The sequence below is a fragment of the Solirubrobacter ginsenosidimutans genome (genome assembly GCF_027587205.1).
In genome coordinates, this window is the sequence record NZ_JAPDOD010000024.1 from 56,202 (window position 1) to 78,869 (window position 22,668).

At 70.7% G+C, this 22,668-nt stretch carries 20 protein-coding genes and 1 tRNA gene; 13 read left to right on the forward strand and 8 right to left on the reverse strand.

All coding sequences use genetic code 11. The features are described from left to right. Positions 1 to 7: 7 nt before the first annotated feature. The 3 genes from OM076_RS23785 to OM076_RS23795 are packed head-to-tail and all read right to left on the reverse strand — an operon-like array spanning position 8 to position 2,009. Positions 8 to 1,186 (reverse strand): glutathionylspermidine synthase family protein, encoded by a 1,179-nt coding sequence (locus OM076_RS23785; RefSeq protein ID WP_270042580.1) that lies wholly within the window; start codon positions 1,184 to 1,186, stop codon positions 8 to 10. Then, positions 1,186 to 1,557 carry a hypothetical protein gene (locus tag OM076_RS23790; RefSeq protein WP_270042581.1) on the reverse strand — a complete coding sequence of 124 codons (372 nt, stop codon included), beginning with the start codon at positions 1,555 to 1,557 and terminating at the stop codon, positions 1,186 to 1,188. Before OM076_RS23790 ends, OM076_RS23785 begins: the two co-directional genes overlap by 1 nt. Further along, positions 1,554 to 2,009 carry a potassium channel family protein gene (locus tag OM076_RS23795; RefSeq protein WP_270042582.1) on the reverse strand — a complete coding sequence of 152 codons (456 nt, stop codon included), beginning with the start codon at positions 2,007 to 2,009 and terminating at the stop codon, positions 1,554 to 1,556. The genes OM076_RS23790 and OM076_RS23795 overlap by 4 nt, the downstream gene beginning before the upstream one ends. Positions 2,010 to 2,120: 111 nt before the next feature. On the opposite strand from OM076_RS23795, the gene OM076_RS23800 reads away from it, so the two are divergent. The 9 genes from OM076_RS23800 (at position 2,121) to OM076_RS23840 (ending at position 10,671) form a co-directional block, all read left to right on the forward strand. After that, positions 2,121 to 2,867, forward strand: coding sequence for a murein hydrolase activator EnvC family protein (locus tag OM076_RS23800; RefSeq protein WP_270042583.1), 747 nt, complete (start codon positions 2,121 to 2,123; stop codon positions 2,865 to 2,867). Next, positions 2,864 to 3,484: a LysE family translocator gene (locus tag OM076_RS23805; protein ID WP_270042584.1), complete on the forward strand. Its 621-nt coding sequence runs from the start codon at positions 2,864 to 2,866 to the stop codon at positions 3,482 to 3,484. Before OM076_RS23800 ends, OM076_RS23805 begins: the two co-directional genes overlap by 4 nt. A 101-nt stretch (positions 3,485 to 3,585) precedes the next feature. After that, complete coding sequence (metG, locus tag OM076_RS23810; RefSeq protein WP_270042585.1) at positions 3,586 to 5,100, forward strand: methionine--tRNA ligase; 1,515 nt, start codon at positions 3,586 to 3,588, stop codon at positions 5,098 to 5,100. After that, positions 5,097 to 5,846, forward strand: a complete 750-nt coding sequence (locus tag OM076_RS23815) for a TatD family hydrolase (protein ID WP_270042586.1) — start codon at positions 5,097 to 5,099, stop codon at positions 5,844 to 5,846. The genes metG and OM076_RS23815 overlap by 4 nt, the downstream gene beginning before the upstream one ends. A 38-nt stretch (positions 5,847 to 5,884) precedes the next feature. After that, on the forward strand, positions 5,885 to 6,676 hold the full coding sequence (gene rsmA / locus OM076_RS23820; protein WP_270042587.1) for a 16S rRNA (adenine(1518)-N(6)/adenine(1519)-N(6))-dimethyltransferase RsmA: 792 nt from the start codon (positions 5,885 to 5,887) through the stop codon (positions 6,674 to 6,676). Beyond that, on the forward strand, positions 6,667 to 7,461 hold the full coding sequence (locus tag OM076_RS23825) for a 4-(cytidine 5'-diphospho)-2-C-methyl-D-erythritol kinase (RefSeq protein ID WP_270042588.1): 795 nt from the start codon (positions 6,667 to 6,669) through the stop codon (positions 7,459 to 7,461). The genes rsmA and OM076_RS23825 overlap by 10 nt, the downstream gene beginning before the upstream one ends. Beyond that, a complete protein-coding gene (locus tag OM076_RS23830) occupies positions 7,458 to 9,017 on the forward strand; it encodes a VTT domain-containing protein (RefSeq protein ID WP_270042589.1) in 1,560 nt (519 codons plus the stop codon). Before OM076_RS23825 ends, OM076_RS23830 begins: the two co-directional genes overlap by 4 nt. Beyond that, positions 9,014 to 9,235 (forward strand): hypothetical protein, encoded by a 222-nt coding sequence (locus OM076_RS23835; protein WP_270042590.1) that lies wholly within the window; start codon positions 9,014 to 9,016, stop codon positions 9,233 to 9,235. The genes OM076_RS23830 and OM076_RS23835 overlap by 4 nt, the downstream gene beginning before the upstream one ends. 182 nt (positions 9,236 to 9,417) lie before the next feature. Next, complete coding sequence (locus tag OM076_RS23840; RefSeq protein WP_270042591.1) at positions 9,418 to 10,671, forward strand: PucR family transcriptional regulator; 1,254 nt, start codon at positions 9,418 to 9,420, stop codon at positions 10,669 to 10,671. 57 nt (positions 10,672 to 10,728) lie between these two features. Here the strand turns inward: OM076_RS23840 and OM076_RS23845 are convergent, their stop codons facing one another. Together OM076_RS23845 and OM076_RS23850 are read right to left on the reverse strand one after the other, a co-directional pair. Further along, a complete protein-coding gene (locus tag OM076_RS23845) occupies positions 10,729 to 13,128 on the reverse strand; it encodes a glucosidase family protein (protein ID WP_270042592.1) in 2,400 nt (799 codons plus the stop codon). 106 nt (positions 13,129 to 13,234) lie between these two features. After that, positions 13,235 to 15,727: a glucosidase family protein gene (locus OM076_RS23850; RefSeq protein ID WP_270042593.1), complete on the reverse strand. Its 2,493-nt coding sequence runs from the start codon at positions 15,725 to 15,727 to the stop codon at positions 13,235 to 13,237. A 175-nt stretch (positions 15,728 to 15,902) separates the two neighbouring features. Here OM076_RS23850 and OM076_RS23855 point away from each other — a divergent pair, with 175 nt between their 5' ends. After that, on the forward strand, positions 15,903 to 16,853 hold the full coding sequence (locus tag OM076_RS23855; protein WP_372518073.1) for a LacI family DNA-binding transcriptional regulator: 951 nt from the start codon (positions 15,903 to 15,905) through the stop codon (positions 16,851 to 16,853). Here OM076_RS23855 and OM076_RS23860 read toward each other — a convergent pair. Continuing rightward, on the reverse strand, positions 16,790 to 17,410 hold the full coding sequence (locus OM076_RS23860; protein WP_270042595.1) for a DedA family protein: 621 nt from the start codon (positions 17,408 to 17,410) through the stop codon (positions 16,790 to 16,792). The genes OM076_RS23855 and OM076_RS23860 overlap by 64 nt on opposite strands. A 27-nt stretch (positions 17,411 to 17,437) precedes the next feature. Here OM076_RS23860 and OM076_RS23865 point away from each other — a divergent pair, with 27 nt between their 5' ends. After that, on the forward strand, positions 17,438 to 18,238 hold the full coding sequence (locus OM076_RS23865; RefSeq protein WP_270042596.1) for an MTAP family purine nucleoside phosphorylase: 801 nt from the start codon (positions 17,438 to 17,440) through the stop codon (positions 18,236 to 18,238). On the opposite strand, the gene OM076_RS23870 is transcribed toward OM076_RS23865, so the two are convergent. Continuing rightward, positions 18,239 to 19,963, reverse strand: a complete 1,725-nt coding sequence (locus OM076_RS23870; RefSeq protein ID WP_270042597.1) for a hypothetical protein — start codon at positions 19,961 to 19,963, stop codon at positions 18,239 to 18,241. 71 nt (positions 19,964 to 20,034) lie between these two features. Beyond that, a tRNA-Gln gene (locus OM076_RS23875) sits at positions 20,035 to 20,105 on the reverse strand. Between the two features lie 52 nt (positions 20,106 to 20,157). Here OM076_RS23875 and glmU point away from each other — a divergent pair. Both glmU and OM076_RS23885 read left to right on the forward strand, forming a co-directional pair. Further along, positions 20,158 to 21,537, forward strand: a complete 1,380-nt coding sequence (gene glmU / locus OM076_RS23880) for a bifunctional UDP-N-acetylglucosamine diphosphorylase/glucosamine-1-phosphate N-acetyltransferase GlmU (RefSeq protein ID WP_272598349.1) — start codon at positions 20,158 to 20,160, stop codon at positions 21,535 to 21,537. A gap of 101 nt (positions 21,538 to 21,638) precedes the next feature. Next, positions 21,639 to 22,595, forward strand: coding sequence for a ribose-phosphate diphosphokinase (locus tag OM076_RS23885; RefSeq protein ID WP_272598364.1), 957 nt, complete (start codon positions 21,639 to 21,641; stop codon positions 22,593 to 22,595). Positions 22,596 to 22,668 lie beyond the last annotated feature (73 nt).

Consider the following 22,668-nt stretch of genomic DNA (forward strand, 5'->3'; position numbering starts at 1 on the left):
CTCCCTCTCAGTCGGCGATGATGTGCGGCACGAACCGCGAAAGATTGTTCGTCACGAGCCCGGTGGACTCGCGGATGCCCAGGCCGGCCGGCTCCATGTCGACGGTCCAGACCCCCATGACCGGGTGGTTGCCGTCATACGTGCCGAGGTCCGTGAACTGCTGCACGACATAGCCCTCCTCGCCGTAGCCCTGGTCCGGGCCGCGGTCGACCTCGTTTCCGTCGATGACGATCAGCGAGTTCGCCCCCTCGCGGGCGAGCAGCGGCTTCTGGACGTAGCTGGTGAGGTTGTGCTCCTCGCCCTCGAAGAACGCGGGCAAGAGGTTCGGGTGGTCCGGGAACAGCCGCCAGAGCACCGGCAGGATGCCCTTGTTGGACCACAGCATCTTCCAGATCGGCTCCATCCAGAGCGTCTCGCCCTGCTCGTCGCCCATCCGCTTGAGCGCCTCGTCCGCGAAGTCCTCGTGGATCATCCACTCCCACGGGTAGAGCTTGAAGATCGTGCGGACGGAGCGGCCGAGGTCGTCGATGAACCCGAGGTGCTCGTGCAGGCCGAGCTTCTCGATCGGCATCAGCTCGCACGTCAGGCCGGCCTCGCGAGCGGTCTCGATCATGTAGCCGACGGTCATGAAGTCCTCGCCGGACTTCTCCTGCGTCGTGTGCAGCATGTAGACGCGGTCGCCGGGCAGGCGCGGCTTGAGCTCCTTCCAGCGCGCGACGAGCAGCTCGTGGACCATGTTCCACTGGTCGCCGCCGGCACCGTAGACGTCCTGCACCCAGTGCCACTGGACCGCCGTCTCGACCAGCGCGGTCGGCGTGTCCGCGTTGTACTCGAGCATCTTGAACGAGCCGTCCGGGCCGTAGGCGAAGTCGAAGCGGCCGTAGAGCATCGGCGGCTCGGACTCCCACGTCTCCTTGATGCGCGGCACCGCCCAGCCGGGGATGCCCATCTGGCTGAAGAGGTTGCTCTCGATGATGTAGTCGCCCGCCTCCACGAGCATCTCCATCATCAGACGGACGCTCGCCTCCATCTCGTAGACCTCGTCACTGGTCAGCGTGTACGCGTTGGACTCGTGCCAGTAGGGCATCGTCGAGCCGTCCGGCAGTTCGGTCTTCCAGTAGATGAGGCCCTGCTGCTCGATGATCGATGGCCAGCCCTCGCGGGGCTCGACCTCGATCCGCTCCATCAACCGCCTCCGCTCGAGTGCGAGGCGGCGGCACGGCCGACGCCGCTGGCCTTGGAGCTGCCGCTCGACCCGAAGCCGCCACGGCGGGCGTTCTCGGCGATGTTGGAGGCCGCGACGCGGTCGCCGCCCTTGAGGCGCGTGCCGGGGACGTAGCGGTTGCCACTGAGGGCGCTGGCGCCATAGAGCCAGAAGAACGAGCTTCCGCCTCTGACCGCGTCGTCGTCGCAGTTGCGGTTCTCGACGATGCGGTCGGACTGGTCCACGCAGTACGCCGTGTCGTTGTCCCCGCCACAGGCGGTGAACGCGAACGCGAGCATGGGGACCGCCACGAGGGCGACGTCGCGGGAACGGCGGCGACGGCGTTGGCTCACAGCGCCTCCTCCTTTTCAGGTGTTTGGTGAACTTTGCGCAGCGCTGCGACGACTTCGGGGTGCGAGACCTTGGCCTGCAGTTTCTGCAGCTCGTTCGCGAGCACGGTCATTACCTGCTCGATGTCGTCGTCCAGTTCCGGGGTCTCGTCGGCATCGGAGATCCGCGCCTCGCGGATCTCGTCGGCGAGGATGCCGGTGAGGATCGCGACCGAGCCGATGCCGCCCGCCATCACGAACGCGGCCAGCCAGCGCCCCAGGAACGTCTCGGGCGAGTAGTCGCCGTAGCCGACGGTCGTGAGCGTCACGACCGTCCACCAGATCCCGTCGAACCAGTCGGCATCGGGCTCGATGACGCTGAACAGCGCGCCGCCGATCAGGACGGTGCCTGACAGCAGATAGACGCACGCCCGGCCGGGAGACCGCGCGACGAGCCGCATGAGTGGGCGGATCAACGGGTCACTTTGCGGCCGAACATGCGCGCACTGTAACCGGACTGTGCCGACTTAGGGGAAGTTCTGTGACGCCCGGACGATTCGGTCCGTTCGTGGCCTAGCGTCGCGCCGATGAGATCCCTGTCCGTCGCGTTTGCGCTCCTGGTTTGGCTGGTCGCGCCGGTTACGGCGCAGGCCTGGCACCGGCCGGTTGCGGGCGGAATCGCGCGCCCGTTCGCCTATGCGCGCGGGACGCCGTTTGCGGCCGGAGCGCATCGCGGAGTGGACCTGCGCGCGCGTGTCGGGGAGCGGGTGGTCGCGGCGTGCGCGGGCTCGGTCGTGACGGCGGGTCCGCACGTGGTCACCTTGCGCTGCGGCCCGTGGCGGGTGACCGCGCTGCCCCTGTCGTCGGTGCTCGTGCGGGTGGGTGCGCGGGTGCGCGCGGGCGCCGCCGTCGGCCACGTCGGGACGCTGGCCGGCCACACGGGCCTGCACTTCGGCGTCCGCCGCGCCGACGACCGCTTCGCCTACATCGACCCGGCCCCGCTGCTGCGCGAGCCGGGCGCTCGCCCACCGGTCACGGCCGTCCCCCGAGAGGGCCCGCGCGAGCCGGTCGCCGACAGGGCGGACCCCGCACGGCCCGTCGCCGCGCCGGCCGACGCCGCGCCGTCCCACTCCGCGCCGCGCCACTCGGCGGCTCCGGGTGGGGTTCGAGTCTCGGTGGCGGGCGGCGGTGGGGCGCTCGCGCCTTGGCCCGCCTGGGCTGGGCTCGTCCTGCTCGTGCTCGGTGCGGTCGGCGGCGGGGTGAAAATCGGGCGTCGAGGGCGGATAGCCCCACTGGCGGAACCCGTCCCCGAGGGGGTACCTTCGGCGCCATGATCGCTGCTCTGCTCATCGGGTTCGGCCTCGGCGCCTCCGTGGCGGCCCAGTTGGGGCCGATGTCGCTGCTGACGATTCGCTCGACGCTGCGCAACGGCATCTGGGTCGGGCTGGCGATCGGGGCGGGCATCGCGGTCGTGGACACGCTCTACGCCGCCGCGGGTGCCGCGGGCGCGGGCGTCGTGCTGCGTTTCGAGCCGATCCGGGTCTTCGCGGGCATCGCCGGCGCGGTGGTGCTCGTGTACCTCGGGGCGAAGACGCTCTACAGCGCGTTCCGGATCCGGCTCGGCGGCGAGACCGGCGAGGAGCTGGCCACGCCCAAGCGGGCGTTCGTCGTCGCGCTGGGCGCGACCGCCTCGAACCCGCTCACGATCGCGTCGTGGGCGGCGGTCTTCGCCGCCGCGAGCACCGCGGGCGCGACCGAGGGCGCGGCGGTCCTGACGCTGCTGGCGGGCGTGGGGCTGGGCAGCATGGCGTGGATGACCGTTCTCACGGGCGGTGTGTCGCTGCTGCGCCGCTGGGTCGGCGACCGAATGCTGCGCACCGTCGACGGCCTCGCGGGCATCGGCCTGCTCGGCTTCGGCGGCCTCCTCGCCTTCAGAACCTTCCGAGACTGACGCGTCGTGATGACTTAGTAAGCCTCTGGCTTACTTTGCGATCGGCGGCCCTGCCGCGGGCGGCGCGTGACCTTGCCCACCGCTAGCCTGCACAGTCGCCGATGGCCTACTACGTCACCACTCCCATCTTCTATGTGAACGCGGCCCCGCACCTCGGGCACGCGTACACCACCATCGGCGCCGACATCCTCGCGCGGCACATGCGCCAGCGCGGGGAGGAGGTGTTCTTCCTCACGGGGACCGATGAGCACGGCGAGCCGGTCGCGCAGGCGGCCGAGCGCGAGGGCGTCACGCCCAAGGAGCTCGCCGACCGCAACGCGGAGCGCTTCAAGGCGCTGATCCCGCGCATCAACGTCACCAACGACTTCTTCATTCGCACCTCGGACCCGCGCCACAAGCGCGCGGTCCAGGAGTTCATGCAGACGGTCTACGACAACGGCTACGTCTACAAGGGCACCTACGAGGGCTGGTACTGCCCCCGCTGCGCGGACTTCAAGACCGAGAACGAGGTCGGGGAGGACAACACCTGCCCGATCCACAAGATCCCGCTCGACCGCGAGAAGGAGGAGAACTGGTTCTTCAAGCTCTCCGCCTTCCAAGAGCGCCTGGAGCAGCTCTACACGGACCAGCCGACGTGGGTGCGCCCACGCCACCGGTACAACGAGGCGCGCGCGTTCATCACCGGCGGCCTGAATGACGTCAGCCTCAGCCGCTCCAAGCTGACCTGGGGCGTCGAGGTTCCGTGGGACCCGGACCACGTCTTCTACGTCTGGTTCGACGCACTCCTGAACTACTACACCGCGCTGTCGTTCGCCGACCCGGACCAGGACCTGACCGAGAAGTTCTGGCCCGCGTTCCACATCATCGGCAAGGACATCCTGAAGTTCCACGCGGTCTTCTGGCCGGCGATGCTGATGGCGGCCGGCGTCGAGCTCCCGCGCGAGATCTACATCCACGGCTACCTGCTGATGAAGGACGCCTCGGGTGCCGAGCACAAGATGAGCAAGTCGCTCGGCAACGTGCTGGACCCGTTCGAGGTGATGGACCGCTTCGGCACCGACGCCCTGCGCTACTACTGCTTCCGCGAGGTCTCCTTCGGCCAGGACGGCGGCGTGTCGACGGTCACGTTCGGCGAGCGCTACGAGACCGAGCTGGCCAACGAGTTCGGCAACCTCGCCAGCCGCACGCTGAACATGCTCGGCCGCTACACCGACGGCGCCGTTCCGGCGGTCGAGGTCGAGCCCGCGCTCGCGGGCGACTTCGAGGCACTCGACACCGAGGTGTGCTCGCTCCTGGACCAGGCGGAGATCACGCAGGCGCTCGAGCGCATCTGGCAGCGCGTCCGGCGCCTGAACCAGTACGTCGAAGAGAACGCGCCGTGGAAGCTGGCCAAGGACCCCGAGCAGGCCGACAAGCTCAACACCGTCCTGCGCTCGCTGGCGGAGGGCCTGCGCGTGCTCGGGGTGCTGTTGACGCCGTACATCCCCGAGTCCACGGAGAAGCTGCTCGACGCGCTGGGCGCGCCCGAGATCGAGTTGGCGGGCGCGCGGTACGGCTCGCATCCCGGCGGGCAGCCCGTGAAGAAGCTCGCGCCCCTCTTCCCGAAGCCGGAGTGATCGACAGCCACACCCACCTCGATCGCGGGCCCGCGCCCGAGGCCGAGCTCGTCGCCCAGGCGCGCGAGGCCGGCCTCACGCGGATCCTCACGATCGGCATGGACGCGGAGTCTCGCCGGGCCGCGTTGAACGCCGCGGAGACGTACCCGGAGGTCTACGCGGCGATCGGCCACCATCCGAACGAGGCGACCGGCTACACGGACGCGATCACCGCCGAACTGCGCGAGCAGGCCCAGCACCCGCGCTGCCTCGCGATCGGCGAGACCGGCCTCGACGACTTCCGCGACTACGCCCCGCGCGCGGACCAGGAGCGGGCCTTCGCGGCGCAGATCGAGCTCGCCCACGAGGTCTCCAAGCCGCTGATCATCCACACGCGAGCGGCCGAGGACGACACGATCGAGTGGCTGACCACGCGGGCGCAGGGCCTGGAAGTCGTCATGCACTGCTTCTCCATGCCCACCCGCCTCGAGGAATGCCTGGCCAACGGCTGGTGGATCTCCTTCGCCGGCAACGTCACCTACCCGAAGGCGCAGGACCTCGCCGAGGCGGCCGAGAAGACGCCGCTGGACCGCCTCCTCGTCGAGACCGACGCGCCCTACCTGACGCCGCAGGTCGTGCGCAAGGAGCGCAACCGGCCGGCCTACGTCGCCCACACCGCGCGCTTCATCGCCGAGCGCCGCGGCATCGCCTACGAGGAGCTTGACGCCGCGGTCGAGGCCAACGCTGCGAAGCTCTTCGGCTGGTGAGTCACCCCTCGCAGCCAACGCAGCCGAGCATCCGCCGCATGCGCGAGTTCGGCATCCGCCCGAACCGCGACCTCGGCCAGAACTTCCTCGTCGACTCGAACATCCTCGACGTGATCGGCCGCGCCGCCGAGCTCACCGAGGACGACGTCGTGCTCGAGGTCGGCGGCGGCCTCGGGGTGCTCTCCGAGTACCTCGCCGAGCGGACCAAGCACGTCCACGTCGTCGAGCTCGACCGCGGCCTCCAGCCCGCGCTCGAAAGCGCGCTGGACCCGCATCCCAACACGACCCTGCACATGGGCGACGCGGTCAAGCTCGACCTGACGACGCTCGACCCGCCGCCCACCAAGGTCGTCGCCAACCTCCCGTACGGCGTGGCCGCGACCGTGATCATCCAGACGATCGAGCTCGAATCCGTGCAGCTGTGGGTCGCGATGGTGCAGAAGGAGGTCGGCCAGCGCTTCGCCGCCGCCGCCAGCACACCCGCCTACGGCGTCCCGTCCGTGCTCGCCCAGCTCGCCTGCGACGTCAAGGTCATCCGCAAGGTCCCGCGCGGCGTCTTCCATCCCGTCCCCAACGTGGACTCCGTCCTGGTCGGCCTCAAGCGCCACAGCCCCGCGCCGCCGCAGAGCCTGAAAACGCTCGTCCAGCACGGCTTCGCCCACCGCCGCAAGGCGCTCGCCCGCTCGCTCGCGCTGGCGCCCAACCCGCCCGAGCACATCCGCGACCGCACCCGCGAAGCCCTCGAGGCGCTCGGCCACCCCGCTGACGCCCGCGCCGAGTCGCTCTCGCCGGCGCAATGGCGCGCGCTCTGGGAGAAGCTGTGCCTCTGACCACCCGCGCGCCCGGCAAGGTCAACCTCTGCCTGCTGGTGGGCGCGCCCCGCGCGGACGGCCTGCACCCGCTCGTCTCGGTGGTCCAGCCGACCGACCTGGCCGACGAGGTCTCGCTCGAACCGGCCGACTTCGACGAGGTGATCTGCCCCGGCGTCGACGGCCCGAACCTCGCGCTCCGCGCGCTCGAAGAGTTCCGCTTCGCGACGGACTGGGAGATCACCGGCCTCAAGCTCACGATCACCAAGCGGATCCCGGTCGCGGCCGGGATGGCCGGAGGGTCCAGCGATGCCGCCGCCGCGCTGCGCCTCGCCGCGCAGGCCTCGGGGTTCGCGATCCCGCCCGACCTCCCGATGCGCCTGGGCGCCGACGTCAAGGTGATGATCGACGCCGAGCGGGCGCTGATGACCGGCGCGGGCGAGCACGTCGAGCCCCTTCCGGCGCCCAAGCCGCGGCTGATCGTCGTCCCGCTCGACGCTGCATTGACCGCGGGCGAGGTCTACAAGGCCTTCGACGAGCACTTCACCCCGCGCACGCCGCAGGAGCTCGAGCAGGCCGCCGCGCGGATCCGCGAGACCGGGGAGTTCGAGCCCGTCAATGACCTCGAAGGCCCGGCGCGCAAGCTCTGCCCAGCGATCGACCCAGCGCTGGAGGCGTTGCGCGCCCACGGGGTACGGCACCCGATGGTGAGCGGCTCCGGCCCGACCGTCTTCGGCTTCAGCGACGATCCCGACGTCGTCGCGCGCCTGCACGCCGCCGGCTACCCGCGGGCCGTCGCGGCATGAAGTTCACCTGGCTCGCGGCCGCGGCGGCGCTCGCGGGCTGGCTGATCGCCCGCCGCCACAAGCAGCAGCGCTGGTTCCAGGTCGCCGAGTTGGTCGTGATCGCGCTCGCGGTGCTGATCGGGGTGGGCGTGATCCATCTCCCCAACTTCGAGAAGCTCTTGGAGGACGCGGGCCAGGCGCTCGGTGCGTGGACCTACCTCGTCGTCGGCCTGCTGGCGTTCCTGGAGACCGGCGCCTTCCTCGGTTTCATCGCCCCCGGGGAGACGGCGGTGATCGTCGGCGGGCTCGTCGCCGGGCAAGGGCAGATCTCGCTGCTGGCGCTGATCGCGATCGTCTGGGCGTGCTGCCTGATGGGCGACGCGGTCTCCTACGAGATCGGCCGCCACAAGGGCCGCGCATGGCTGTTGAAGTACGGCGCGCGCCTGAAGATCACCGAGGGGAGGCTCGACCAGGTCGAGAAGCTGCTGCTCAGCCACGGCCCGGTGATGATCATCGTCGGGCGCTTCCTGGGCTTCGTGCGCCCGCTGATGCCGTTCATCGCCGGCGCCTCGCGGATGCCGTTCAAGCGCTTCTTCCCGTATGACGTGCTGGCCGCCGGCGCCTGGTCGATCCTGTTCTGCACGCTCGGGTTCCTGTTCTGGCGCTCGATCGACAAGCTCACCACCTACGTCTCGCGCGGGCTGTTCGCGTTCGGCACGCTGGTCGTGGTCATCGCGGCGATCGTCGCGCTGATCCACCTCCGCCGCAGCGACGAGGCGCGCGCGAAGGTCCGCGACTGGATCGACGAGCGCGACGACCAGCGGGGCTGGAAGATCGTCGCGAAGCTCGCGCGACCGGTCTGGCACATGGTCCTGCGGCCCGCCGCGGCGGTCGCCGACTTCAGCGCCCGCTTCACCCAGGCGCGGATCACGCCCGGCAACCTCGGCCTCGAGCTCACGACGCTGCTCGCGCTGGCGGCGGTCGGCACCTTCTCGTTCTTGCTGATCGGCGACATCGTGCTCAACGAGGGCGAGCCGCGGATCGACCGCTGGGCGTTCGATCTCGCCGATCGCCTGAACATGGACCAGCTCGTGAGCATCGCGAAGGTCGTGACCGATCTCGGCGCCACCTGGGTCACCGCCCCGCTCGCGCTGGCGACGGCGATCTTCGCCGCCGTCCGGCGGCGCCCGATCGACGCGATCACGCTCGTCGCCGGCTGGCTGCTGGTGTGGGCCGCCGTGCACTTCACGAAGACCGCGTACGACCGCGCCCGCCCGCCGGGAAGCCTGGTCGAGACGTTCAATCAGGCCTATCCGTCCGGGCACGCGGCCTATTCCGTGACCTGGATCGCGGTCGCCGTGGTGCTGGTGCGCGCGGGCGTCGGCTGGGCGACCCGCATCGCCGCCGTCACCGTCGCCGTGATCATCGTCGCGGTCGTCGGCGTGACCCGCGTCTACCTCCGCGCGCACTACCTCACCGACGTTCTAGGAGGAATCTCGCTGTCGGTGGCGATCTGGTCTCTTATGGGCATTTTCGCCTTGTTCGCCGGACGCGTTCGCCACAATACGTCCGAGTGACCGACGACCAGAAGACCTACGTCATCGCCGGAGCGGCGGCGGCGATCTCGCTGATCGCGTGGCTGGCGCTGGTCGTCGTGCCCGCCTGGAAGTCCTATTGGCGGGTGCGCGACCGGCTCGTCGCGACGCTCCTCAGCGTCTACGTGCTCGCGGCCTTCGTGCTCGCGGGGGCGGGCGTCGGCGCCGCTGTACTTTGGTACTTCAGCGACCGCTTGTAACGAGCCCGCCGATGAACCCCGGTGCGTCCGGTGCGGCCCCATCCGCGGCGCCTGGCGCCACCGTCGTCCTCAACGGGCTGACGCCCGCCTCCGGACGCCGGCGCCGCCAGGCATCCACGGCTGGACCACCCCGGCCGGACCGGATCTTCACCGACGGACTCTTGCCGTCTAACCTTTTAAGGGTGTCCTCGCCCGCCCGCAAGGAGGCGGCGCTGCCGGACCTCGGCGCGCTGAGTGCGATGTCCGACGCGGTGGAGTCCGGTCTCGGGCTCCCTGAAGTCGTCCGGGCTGCCGCACGAGCGCTCGATGCGTCCCTGGTGCTGATCGACCGCTCGAGCTCCGTGCTCGCGGTCGCCGCGCGCTCGACCGCGGACGAGCGCTCGCTGATGCGCGACGCCGAGGGGGTCGAGACACACGAGCTGCGCGTCGGCGACGCGGTCGTGGGCCGGCTGCGGTTGCGGCCCCGGTCGGGCCAGCCGTCTGTGGCGATCCTGCGGATCGCGACGACGATGATCGCCAGCGAGGTCGAGCGGCTGCGCGCGCCCGACCGCGCCTCCGAAGCCGCCCAGGCGGCATTTCTGACCGCGCTCTTCCAGCGCAAGGTCACCGACCGCGGGGACATCATCGCCCGCGCCTCCGAGCTCGGCGCCGACCTCTCCGAAGGTGGCGCCGTGGTCGTCGTCCGCGCCCACCACTTCGCCCCGGCCGACGACGACTGGCGCGCTCGCGTGCTGGCCGCCGCCGAACGCGCCGCCCGCGCCGGCGCTCCCGGCTCGCTCGCGGCCGTGCTCGAGAGCGCCACCGACCCGCAGGGCCGGGTCGTCGTGCTACTCCCGACCCCCGGGGATGCCGCGCTGCGGCGCGTCGCCGAGGGGATCGCGCGCGAGCTGCACGCGTCGGTCCACGGCTTCACGTTCGCGCTCGGCCACTCGCGTATCGCGCAGGATCCCGTGGATCTCTACCGGGCGGGCAACGAGGCCCTGCTCGCCGCCAACGTCGCGACCGCCAACACCCTCGGCGACGACATCGCGATGCTCGCCTTCGAGGACACCGGCGCCTACCGGCTGCTGCTGCCGGCGATGAGCGAGGACCCGGCGGAGCTCCAGCGCTTCTACGAGGAGACGGTCGCGCCGCTGGTGGCCTACGACGACCAGTACGAGACCGACCTCGTGCAGACGCTCGAGACCTTCCTGGACGCCGACGGCAACGTCGCCGGCACCGCCGCGCGGCTCTACACCCACCGCCACACCGTGCGCTACCGGCTCGAGCGCGTGAAGGACCTCACCTCACTCGACGTCGCGTCGACCGACGGCCGCGAGAAGCTCGGCCTCGGCCTGAAGGCGATGCGCGTGCTCGGCATCGCCTCCCCCCGCGGACCCGCCACCGAGGCCGGAGCCGGCGGTGGACGGGTCAAACGCGAGTTGAAGGACCGCTAGCCGCGCCGACCGTCGACTTTCTCGCGCTGTACTCGAGAAAGTCGACGCTCGCGTTCGTCAGGCGGCGCTGACGGTCACGGTGTGGCGGCCGGACGGAGGCGCGGACACGGTGACCTCGACGCCGCGGTTGGTCACCCGGACGGTCGGCTTGCGCACCCGCCCGCCGTCGAGCGTCACCGAGCGCACCTTCGACCCTGCGGGCAGCGTCGTGCCGATCGCCAGCGAGCGCAGCCGGGTCCGGACCGTCACGGTGGTCGTGCCGCGTGCCGCCGAGACGTCGACCGTGCCGTCGCCGAGGCGGATGTTGCGCCCCGCGACGCTCGGCTGGCCGTCCGGCACCTGTGGCACGACCTCCAGCCGCCCAGTCCCCAGCGACGGGCGGACGCCGAGCTGCTGGTGGATCACCGGCCACGCGATGCCGTACTGCCCCCACGCCTGCATGACCATCGAGCGGCAGGTCCAGCAGCGGCCGACGTTCGCGCCCTGGTCGGGCGACGGCAGGATCTCCGGGAGCGCGCCCGGCTGCTCGTCCGGCTCGAACATCGGCGCCGCGTTGGCCGTCGTGTAGCGCTGCTGCTGGTCGGCTCCCAGCCGGCCGTAGTTGCCTTCGCCGACGGCTTGAATCGACGTATTGAGCGAGAAGATGACCCGCTCGCCGAGGCCGTTCGCCCCGCCGCCGCAGCCGGTGTGGAAGAGACCGTGGTTGAACGCACCGTCGCCGCTGAAGCACGAGGTCTCGCGGTCGGCCAGCGCCGCGGTGCCGTGGTCGAGGGGCGCCAGGCCGGGCACGGTCTCGCCGTCGTCGCCGGTCAGCTCGACCTCCATCGGCGTCACGCCGATCCAGTGCTTCTGCTGGATCTGGTCGTTCGTCTCCGAGAGCGAGTCGGCGTACTGCTTCGCCTCCGCATCCCACCACTGCGGGTCAAAGCGCGCCCGCAGCTGGTCCGCCATCCCGCCCGCCCACTTCTCGGTGGCGCGGTCGTGCTTGGACGCGGCCATGTCGGCGAGGTCGTAGAGCCCGCGGATGAAGTAGACGGTGTTGTCGAGCTTCTCCGGACCCATGCCGGGGCGCTCGACGTTGCCCAGGCCTTCAGGCCAGCCGTCGTGATCGGTGTCCAACGTGCTCGCGATGTACTTCAGGTTGCGCACCGAGAAGTCGTAGAGCGAGTCGCGGAACCGGTCATCGCCGGTCCAGCGCCACACCAGTGCCACGGTGCTCGGGAACTTGGCCGTCTCGTCGGTGTTTCCCGCGCTGGAGTTCGCGCCGTAGTAGACCGAGCCGTCGGTGACGATCTCGTGCGCGACCTTGCCCGAGCGCGCATTGAGCGCATCCGAGACGTCGCGCAGGGCGATCAGGTGCTGCTCGATCGTCTCGAACTGGCCGACCGCGACGGCGGCGAACGCCGTGTACTCGCCGTCGGTGGCGAACAGCCACGGGTAGTCCGGGTAGCCGGCGCCGAAGAACGTGATCCGCGGGAGCTTCGCCAGCGGCGCCGGGTAGGCCTTGCCCTCGTCGACGAAGCGCAGGTTCAGGTCGGTCGCCGTCTGCGTGAGGTCGGCGAGGTTCTGCTTGCCCCAGTCGACCGCGTTCTGCAGCTGCCGATCACCGGGGAGGTCGACCTTCGAGTACTCGCCCAGCTGCGTGCGTGAGCCGGCCTTGGCCGCCAGCTGGCGGTCCGGGTCGCGCAGGGCGCCGTCGAGGTCGCCCCGTCCCGCCGCGACCGCGATCCAGACCGTCTCGCGTGAGCGTGGCCCGACCGTGACCTTGTAGCGCAGCTCGCCGCCGGCGCCCTTGCCGAACGGGCCGTCGTCGCAGGCGCTGGGCGGTGACGTCGAGTCGGCCGCGGTGCAGATCGTCCCCGGCTGCGGCCCGCGGAACCCGGGGCCGGTGTCGGCGGAGAGCAACGCCCGATCGGAGGCGGCGTACGCGCTCCCCGCCGTCGCGTCGCTGAACACCAGCGCGCCGTGATCGACCGCCGCCGTGTCGGCGAGGTTGGCGTCGTCGGCGTTCGGCGTCGTCCACCCCCAGGGATATGCCGTCATCAGCTCCGAGTGCACGTCGGCCTTGACCGTGACGGTCTTCGCCGCCCCGCCCGGGTTGCTCAGCTCGAGCCCGTAGAGCGCGGCGCGCTTGCCGTCAGGGACGAAGTCCGTCCGCCGCAACGCCAAGCCGGACAGCGGAGGCAGGTCGTAGCGGACGTAGCCGCGGCCGGACGTGAACTTCGTCGCCGCGCCCACCCACGCGTCGTCGACGCCGAACCACACCCCGTCGGCGAGCTTGAGCGGCGGTGCCCAGATCCCGCCCATCTCGCCCGTGATGTGCCAGCCGTTGGCGTAGAAGCCGCCGTCCTGGAACCCGACGGAGTAGGCCCGCGTCCCCGCCGCGACCTCCCGCCGGTCCTTGAGTCTGTCCTGAACCGACAGCTCCGATTGCGCCTGGGCCGCCACCGCCGGCACCAGTGCCAGGGCAGCTCCCAGAGTGAGCGTTCTCCTCCATCGCATAGCGTCCTCCCGAGATCGCGCGACAGCGGTCGACGTACCCCGGGAGGACCAGTGGAAACCCTCAGCCCGCCGTCACGACCACCACGTGCTTGCCGCTGACCGGCGTCTTGACGCTCACCTCGACGCCGCGGTTGGTCTCGCGGACGGTCGGCTTCTTCACCTTGGCGCCGTCCAAAGTGACCGTCTTGGCCTCCTCGCCCGAGGCGAGCGTCGCACCCACCCGCAGGTCGGTCAGGCCCTTGATCGCGTCCACCGTCGTGGTCGTCGTGTAGCGGCTGCCCTTGTGCTGCGCCTCGACCGCGGCCTTGCCGTCGCCGAGCCGGATTTCCTTGCCCGCGACCCGGGTCTGGCCGTCGGGGACCTGCGGCAGCAGTTCGAGCTTGCCGGTCCCGAGTGACGGGCGCACACCGAGCTGCTGATGGATCACCGGCCAGGCGATCCCGTACTGCCCCCAGGCCTGCATGAACATCGAGCGGCAGGTCCAGCAGCGGTCGATGTTGGCGTCCTGGCCGGGTGACGGGAGGATCTCCGGCAGCGCGCCGGGCATCTCGTCGGGCTCGAGCATCGGCAGCGCGTTCGCGTCCGTGTAGCGCCGCTGCTCCTCGTCGCCCAGACGGCCGTAGTTGCCGTTGCCGACCGCCGCGATCGACGACGTGAGCGAGTAGACGATCTGCTCACCCTTGCCGTCCGGGCCGCCCTCGCAGCCGGTGTGGAAGAGGCCGAGGTTCAGCGGGTCGGTGCCGCTGAAGCAGTCCTCCGCGCGCTGGTCGAGCGCGGTGGCGGCGTTCTCGGCGTCCGCGAGGCCGGGGGCCGCGCCGCTCTTGAGCGTCAGCTCGGCCTCCATCGGGGTGACCCCGATCCAGTGCTGCTGTTCGACCTGCTGGTCGCCCTTGAGCGAGTCGGCGTACTGCGTGGCCTCCTCGTCCCACCAGGTGTCCTCGAACTTCGCGCGCAGCTTGTTCGCGAGGTCGGTCGCCCACTTCTCGTTGGTCTTGTCCTTCTTGTCGCGGGCCATGTCGGCGAAGTCGTAGAGGCCGCGGATCAGGTAGACCGCGTTGTCGAGCTTCTCCTCACCCATGCCGGTGCGCTCGACGTTGCCCAGGCCCTCGGGCCAGCCGTCCTTGTCGGCGTCGAGCTTGCCGGTGACGTAGCGCAACGTGCGCCGCGAGAAGTCATACAGCCGGTCGCGGAAGCGGTCGTCGCCCGTCCAGCGCCACACCAGGGCGACCGCGGACGGGAACTTGACCGACTCGTCCGTGTTGCCCGGGTCGGTGTTGGCGCCGAAGTAGACCGAGCCGTCGGTGACGATCTCGTGCGCGACCTTGCCGGAGTTGGCGTTGAGGTCGTCGGAGACCTCGCGCAGGGCGGACAGGTGGTTCTTGATCGCCTCGAACTGCCCGAGTGCGACGGCGGGGAACGCCGTGTACTCGCCGTCGGTGGCGAAGAGCCACGGGTAGTCCGGGAAGCCTGCGCCGATGAACGTCGCGCGTTTGACGTTGTGCACCGGGGCGGGGAACGCCTTGCCCTGGTCGACGAAGCGGATCTTCAGGTTCGTCGCGGTCTGCGTGAGGTCGGCGAGGTTCTGCTTGCCCCAGTCCAGCGCCTCCTGGAGCTTGCGGTTGCCGGGGAGGTCGACCACCGAGCGCGCGGCGAGCGTGTCGCGCTCAGCGATCTTGGCCGCCAGCTGCGCGTCGGGATCGACGAGCGCCGCGGCCAGCTCCTTGCGCGCGGCGGCGACGCCCTGATCGGAGCCGGCGACCGCGACCCAGACCGTCTGGGCGGTGCGCGAGCCGAGCGTCAGCTTGTAGCGCAGCTGGCCGCCCGCGCCCTTGCCGAACGGGCCGTCGTCACAGACGCTCGGGACGGACTCGTCGCCGTCCTTGCAGATCGCGCCGGGCTGCGGGCCGCGGTGGTCGGGCCCGGTCTCCCCGGCATCGGGCACGCGGGTGGAGGCGACGAGCGCCGTGTAGTCGTGTGCCTCGCCGCCGGCCGGCGTGCCGCGATCCGTGAACGTCAGCCCGCCGTTCTCGTACGCGGCGACGTCGGCGAGGTTGCCCGCCGCGCCCGGCGTGGTCGAGGACCAGGGGTAGGCGCCGAGCAGCTCGGAGTGCACGTCGACCTTGACCGTGACCGTCTTGGCCGCGCTGGTCGGGTTGGCGAGCTCGAAGCCGTAGAGCACGGCGCGGCGGCCGTCCGGGACGAAGTCGGTGCGCTGCATCAGCAGGCCGTCCATCGCCGGATACGAGTACCGGACGTAGCCGCGGCCCGACGTGAACTTCGTGGCCGGCCCGACCCAGTCGTCGTCGAGCCCGAACCAGATGCCGTCGGCAAGCTTGAGTGGCGGCGCCCAGATCCCGCCCATCTCGCCCGTGATGTGCCAGCCGTTGGCGTAGAAGCGGCCGTCCTCGAAGCCGACCGAGTACGCCCGCGTGCCGGCCGCGACCTCCCGCCGGTCCTTGAGACGCTTGTTGACCGTGACCTGCTCCGCGGCGTGGGCGGTGGCCGGCATGAACGCCAGCGCCACGCCCAGCGCGACCAGTTGCTTGCCCCGCATGCTTCCTCCCCGAATCCCTCGCTGAAGCGAGATTTCGCCGCTCAGGGTACGCAGAAGCTCGTATGGGTAACCGGTCGGACAAGTCACCCGAATGTCGTCCCCCCCGCCAGATACCCCGCGACGCCGTCCCACGATCGCCGATGTCGCCCGACGCGCCGGTGTTTCGGCGGCCGCGGTGTCGTTCGCCGTCAACGACCGGCCGGGCGTCTCATCGGTGACCCGTGCACGGATTCTTGCGGCGGCGCGCGACCTGGGCTGGCAGCCGTCGGCGTCGGCGCGAGCGCTGACGGAGGCCCGCACACGGGCGATCGGGCTCGTCCTGGCGCGCTCGGCGGCACAACTCGAGGGCGACACGTTCTTCCTGCGCTTCCTGGCGGGGATCGAGGAGGTGCTGACCGCCGCCGACTACGCCCTGCTGCTGCAGATCGTGCCGGGCGAGGCGTCCGCGGCGCTGCCGGCCTACGAGCGGCTCGCGGCGGCCGGACGGGTGGACGGATTCCTGCTGACCGACGTCGAGGCGGGCGATCCGCGCTTCGCGCTGCTCTCGGGCGCCGGGATCCCGGTGGTCCTGGCCGGGCGCCCGGTCGGGCGCGCGCCGTTCCCGTGGCTGGAGACGCGGCATGACGAGGGCATCGCGCCCGCCGTCGCGCACCTCGCCGAGCTCGGGCACGAACGGATCGGGTTCCTCTGCGGCCGGCCGGAGTTCGAGCACCAGCGGGTGCGCGAGGTCGCGTGGCGCTCGGCGCTGCTGGAGGCCGGCCTCGCGCCCGGGCCGCTGGGACACGTCGTCTTCGACGCGCCCGCCGCGGCGCTGACCGTCCTGCAGGAGGAGCCGACCGCCGTGATCTGCTCGAGCGACGCGCTGGCGGTCGAGCTCTACCTCGCCGCGCGCTCGCTCGGCGTGGCGATTCCCGGCGACCTCTCGGTGATCGGCTTCGACGACTCCACGCTGGCGCGCTACGCGTCACCGGCGCTGACCTCCGTGCGCGTCGACTACGCCGAGTTCGGCGCGGCGGCCGCGACCGCGCTGCTGGCTGCGATCGCGGGCGAACCGGCTCCGGACTACTCGCCGTCGGTGCCGGAGTTGGTCGTCCGCGCCTCGACCGCCTTGCGGCGGCGCCGGTAGACCCAGAACGCGACCAGCGCGGCGACGACGATCCCCGCGCTGATCGGGCCTACGACCTCGATCGCGTGCTCGGCGAGATCGCCGAGGAAGTAGATCGAGAGCGCGATGCTCGCCGCCCAGGTGATGCCGCCGAGCGCGTTCCAGAACAGGAACGTCGGCCACGGCATCTTGTTCATCCCCGCCAGCCACGCCGAGGCGATCCGCAGCCCCGCGACCCAGCGGCCGAGGAAGACCGCCTTCGGCCCGTGTCGTTCGAAGAAGGGCTCGCCGAGCTCGAGCACCCTGAGGCGGTGCTTGAGCAGCGGGCCAGGGTGCACGAACACCCGGCGCCCGAAGTGGCGGCCGATCGCGAAGCCGACGTTGTCGCCGAGGATCGCCGCGGTGGCGGCGAGGATCGTCAGCGTGCCGATGTCCATCTGCCCGCGGTGGGCGAGCAGCGCAGCGCCGATCAGCGCCGTCTCCGCCGGGACCGGGATCCCCATCGTCTCGATCGCGATCAGGACGAAGACCAGCGTGTAGCCCACGTTCGCCGGGATGTCGATCAGGGCGGCGAACACAGGGTCAACCTATATCGTGCCGCGCCAATGGCGATCGGAATCTTGACCGGGTCGGGCACCTACGCCCTGCCCGGATTGGAGAGCACAGGGCCGCTGCCGGTGTACACGCCGTGGGGCGAGGCGCTCGTCTCGCGGGGGACGTGGGCGGGCGCCGACGTGCTCCACATCTCGCGGCACAACCCGGGCCACCCGCGGCTCTCCAACCACGTCACCCACCGCGCGAACATTGCGGCGCTGAAGTCCGAGGGCGCCACCGCGGTGCTCGCCGTGACGGTGTGCGGCGCCGTCGATCCGTCGCTCGAGCTCGGCTCGCTGGTCTGCTTCGACGACCTGCACTTCCTCTCGAACCGGCTGCCCGACGGCTCGCTCTGCACGTTCTTCACGGAGCCTGGTGCGCGCGAGCGGGGCCACTGGATCTATGAGCGCCCGTTCTCGGCAACGCTTCGCGCGGCGCTGCTGGCGGGCGGGGCGGAGGCGGGCGTCCCGGTCGTCGACGGCGGCTGCTACGGCCACGTCGACGGCCCGCGCTTCAACACCGCGGCCGAGATCCGTTCGCTGGCGGCGGCCGGCGTCACCGCCGTGTCCCAGACCGCCGGTCCGGAGACGGTGCTGTGCGGTGAGGCCGAACTCCCGTACGCGCTCTTGGGTTTCCTCACCGACTACGCCAACGGTGTCCAGGACGAGGCGACCCCGGTCTCCACGCTGGTCGACATGATGGCCGCGTCGGCCGACGCCTTCGGCTCCGTCCTGCGTGCCGCCGTGCCGGCCGCGGCGGCGTCCGAGCAGACGCCGCCGGGCATCGTCTACCGGTTCACGGCCTCCGACTGACTAGCGCGTGATGCGGATACTCGCGTCGCCCTGGCCCGAGATCCGGTAGTCGGCGTCGCGGAAGGCTTCGCCGCGGACGCGGCCGATGCGGACCGTGACGCCGTCGAAGCGGTGGGTCGCCTTGACCTCGTCGGCGAGGGCGTCGAGCGAGGACGGGCCCGGATCGCCGCCTTCGTTCTGGTCGCTGCTGTCGTCGCCGAGGATGATCGTCGTGAAGGCGTCGGCGCCCTGGTCGGCGTCCTGACCCACGAGGCGCAGGGTCTGGCGGCCGGTCTTGGCGTCACGCGGGATCCGCATCGTGTAGGTGCGGGTGAGCTTGGCGCCGCGCACGACCTGCAGGGCGACCTTGACCTTCACCTTCGCGCCGCGGCGGGCGCGGGCGGGCAGCGTGATGTCGTCGATGAACGCCTGATCGGCCCCGCGGTGGAGCTTGAGCAGGACGTTGACGCCCGTCACGCGCGGCGGCTTGCCCGTGAAGGCGTCGATCGACCCGAGCGCCGAGCCGAGGTCGTTCGCGGCGCCGGTGAGGACCGCGTTCGACGAGCCGCCATCGTCGCTCTGACCGCCGCTGGAGGAGACGTAGCGGTTGCAGAAGCGCAGCGGCTTGGAGATCTCCGCGACCGTGATCCGCGCGCACATGTCGCCGGTCATGCGCCCTGGGACGCTGCCGATCACGCTGCTGGCGGCCTGCGCGACGGCGAGCGGCGCGATCGCCGACGTCCACGACCCGCCGCTGGGCAGATCGACCGCCGCTTCATCGGCGGCGTTGGTGTTGACGACGTTGGTCGTGTTGGCGTCCTCGTCGCGGGCGATCACGTTGATCGGCACGGTGTGCGGGAGCACGCCGAGGCGCCCCGCGACCGCGCTGAAGCCGTCGTTGGTGACGGTGCCGAGGTCGTGCCCGGAGGCGGCCAGCTTGTAGGTCGAGGCGATCGCCCCGATCTGCAGCGGGTTGTTGATGATCTTGTAGACGTAGGCGTCCTGGAGCAGCAGCGCGCGCCTGCCGTTGCCCTCGAGCTCGTGGCCGAAGAGCCAGATCCGGTCGCCGTCGACATAGGCGACGGTGCCGGTGGCGCTCGTGCGGACGTCGCCGTTGGAGTATCCGACCGCGACGGCGGAGCCCGGTTGCAGCGTCTGCACCGGGAACGTCCCGAGCGGGCCTGCGGGCACCGCCAGGACCGGCCGCCCGGCCTTGGCCGCCGCCGTCGTCAGCGCATTCGCCAGCCCCGCGTCGAGCCCGCTCACCGAGAGCGGCGACGCGATCGGCTTGGCCCGCGAAATCGCGGCCTTCATCCGCGCCGACGCCGGCCGGCTCGGCACGTCCACAGGGGTGCCGAGGATCGCGTCGATCGAGGTCGCCAGCGCGATCTTCCCGCCGTACTCGTTGACCGACTGCGAGATCGCGCCGATCACCCGCTGCACGCCGTCCGCGTCCGGGCAGTAGATCGGCGAGCCTGAGAAGCCCGGCCCGATCCCGGTGTCGTCGACCGCCGGCCCGGAGACCTGGATCAGGATGTTCCCGATCCCCGCCGCCTCACCCGACGCGACGTCCAGCACCGTGACGTCGAACGTGGAGATCGTCGTGCCCTGGATCACCGACCGGCCGGTGCACTGCATTCCGGCCTGAACCTGCGACAGCGGCATGGTGGGATCGCCCGCGAACGCCGGGCTTACGGGCACGAGACAAGCCGCGACCGCGGCGGCGGCGAACGAGCGAATGCGCATGGATTCGCCAGCCTAGGCGGTATCTGGGCGAATCGACGAAAACTGTCAGCTCCGCACTCACGTGCGCCCAACTGGGGAGCCTGGATTCGAACCAGAACTAACGGAGTCAAAGTCCGTTGTGCTGCCTTTACACCACTCCCCACCAGATCGGACGAGTGTCCAGCCGGGACGGCCGCCCGTGGTCCGATACTACGATGCGAGCGGTGTCCGCGCCCACGGTCGTCATCATCGCCGCCGGCGAGGGAACGCGCATGCGTTCCGCTCTGCCGAAGGTCCTGCACCCGCTCTGCGGTCGCCCGCTGATCCTCTGGCCCGTCGAAGCCGCGCGGGAGGCGGGCGCCGGGAAGGTCGTCGTGGTCGACAACCCGAAGCGCCGGCTCGAGGACCGGCTGCCCGACGGCGTCGAGCTGGCCGTCCAGCCCGTACCGAACGGGACCGGGGGAGCGGTCGCGGCGGCGAGCGAGCACATCGACTCAGACGTCACCGTGGTCGTCATCAACGGCGACGTCCCGCTGATCACGGCCGACGCGATCAACGCGCTCGTCGAGGCCCATGAGGACAGCGGCGCCGCCGCGACGATGGCGACGATGGAGCTCGACGATCCCGCCGAGTACGGCCGTGTCCTGCGCGACACGCAGGGCAACGTCGAGGCGGTCGTGGAGGCCAAGGCGGGCGGGGACGCGACCCCCGAGCAGCTCGCGATCCGCGAGGTCAACACCGGCGTCTATGCCTTCAAGGGCGCCGACCTGCTCGCGGCGCTGGAGGAGATCGACTCCGACAACGCGCAGGGCGAGCTCTACCTGCCGGACACGCTCCCGAAGCTGCGCGAGGCGGGCAAGACGATCGCCGCCCACGTCGTCGCCGATGCGACCATCACGCTCGGCGTCAACGACCGGGTCGAGCTCGCGACCGTCCGCCGGCTGGCGCAGCAGCGCATCAACGACGCCCACGCCCGCAACGGCGTGACGATCGTCGATCCCGGCTCCGCCCACATCGACGCCGGTGTGGAGATCGGCCGGGACACCGTGATCGAACCGGGCACGTCGATCCGCGGCAACACGACGATCGGCGAGGACTGCGTGATCGGCCCGCAGACGACGTTGACCGACGTCACGCTCGGCGACGGCGTCAGCGTCCCGCACTCCTACCTGGTCTCGGCCCGGGTGGACGACTTCGGGACGATCGGCCCGTTCGCCTACCTGCGGCCTGACGCGCACCTGCACTCCGGCGCCAAGGCCGGCGCGTTCGTGGAGATCAAGAACTCGACGATCGGCCGCGGGACGAAGGTCCCGCACCTCTCCTACATCGGCGACGCGGACGTCGGCGAGAACACGAACATCGGCGCGGGCAACATCACCGCGAACTACGACGGGCGCAAAAAACACCGCACTAAGATCGGGTCCAATGTCAAGACCAGCGTGGACACCGCGTTCGTCGCTCCGGTCGAAGTCGGCGATGGCGCATACACCGGAGCGGGTAGTGTGATCACCGAGGACGTCCCCGCCAACGCGCTCGGCATGGCCCGCGCTCGCCAGACGAACATCGCGGACTATGCGGAACGGCGAAAGCCTTGACGACCGCAACCCGCCGTACACTCCCTCACGCCGTGAGTGCCCTGTCGCCTCGAACCTCATCGGCCACGTCACTGCCGCTCAGCGGCTATGACAAGCGCCTGATGCTCTTCGCGGGTCGCTCGAATCCCGAGCTGGCCGCGAAGATCGCCAACAAGCTGGGCCTCGAGCTCGGCGGAGTCACCCTCAAGACGTTCTCCAACGGCGAGGTCTATTGCCGTTACGAGGAGTCGATCCGAGGCGCTGACGTCTTCATCGTCCAGCCCACGTGCGGCAACCCGGCCACCGGCATCACGGCCAACGACGCGCTGATGGAGCTGCTGATCATGATCGACGCGGCAGTTGGCGCGTCGGCGCACCGGGTGATCGCGGTGACCCCGTGGTTCGGCTACTCGCGCCAGGACAAGAAGTCCGCCCCGCGTGAGCCGATCTCCTCGCGTCTCGTGGCGCACATGCTCGAGGCGGCGGGCGCGGATCGCGTGCTCACGATGGACCTCCACGCCGGCCAGGTGCAGGGCTTCTTCTCCAAGCCCGTGGACCACATGACCGCGATGTTCATCCTCACGCAGTTCTTCAACGACCAGCAGCTCGAGGACCTGGTCGTCGTCTCGCCGGACGCGGGCCGCGTGAAGCTGGCCAAGAAGTTCGCCGAGAAGGTCGGGGCCGAGCTGGCGATCCTCAACAAGGAGCGCCCCGCTCAGCAGGTCGCCGAGATCGCCTACGTCATCGGCGACGTCAAGGACAAGACCGCCGTGATCGTCGACGACATCGTCGACACCGCCGGCACCCTGCGCGCCGCGGGCGAGACGGTCAAGGACGAGGGCGCCAAGCGCGTCTACGCCGCCGCCACCCACGCGGTGCTCTCCGGCAACGCTTTCGAGAACCTCGCGGCGAGCCCCTTCGAGCGCATCGTGACCACGGACACGATCCCGCTTCGCGAGGGCGCACCGGACAACATCACGGTGTTGTCCGTCGCCGACCTGCTGACGGACTCGATCCGCCGCATCTTCACCGACGACTCCGTCGCCGAGGTCTTCGGCGGCGAGAACCAGCTGTTCTGAGCGCCGCACGCCTCCAATCCCTGCTGGGCCTGGAGGACGACGAGCTGCTGCAGATCCTCGGCTCGGACCCGAT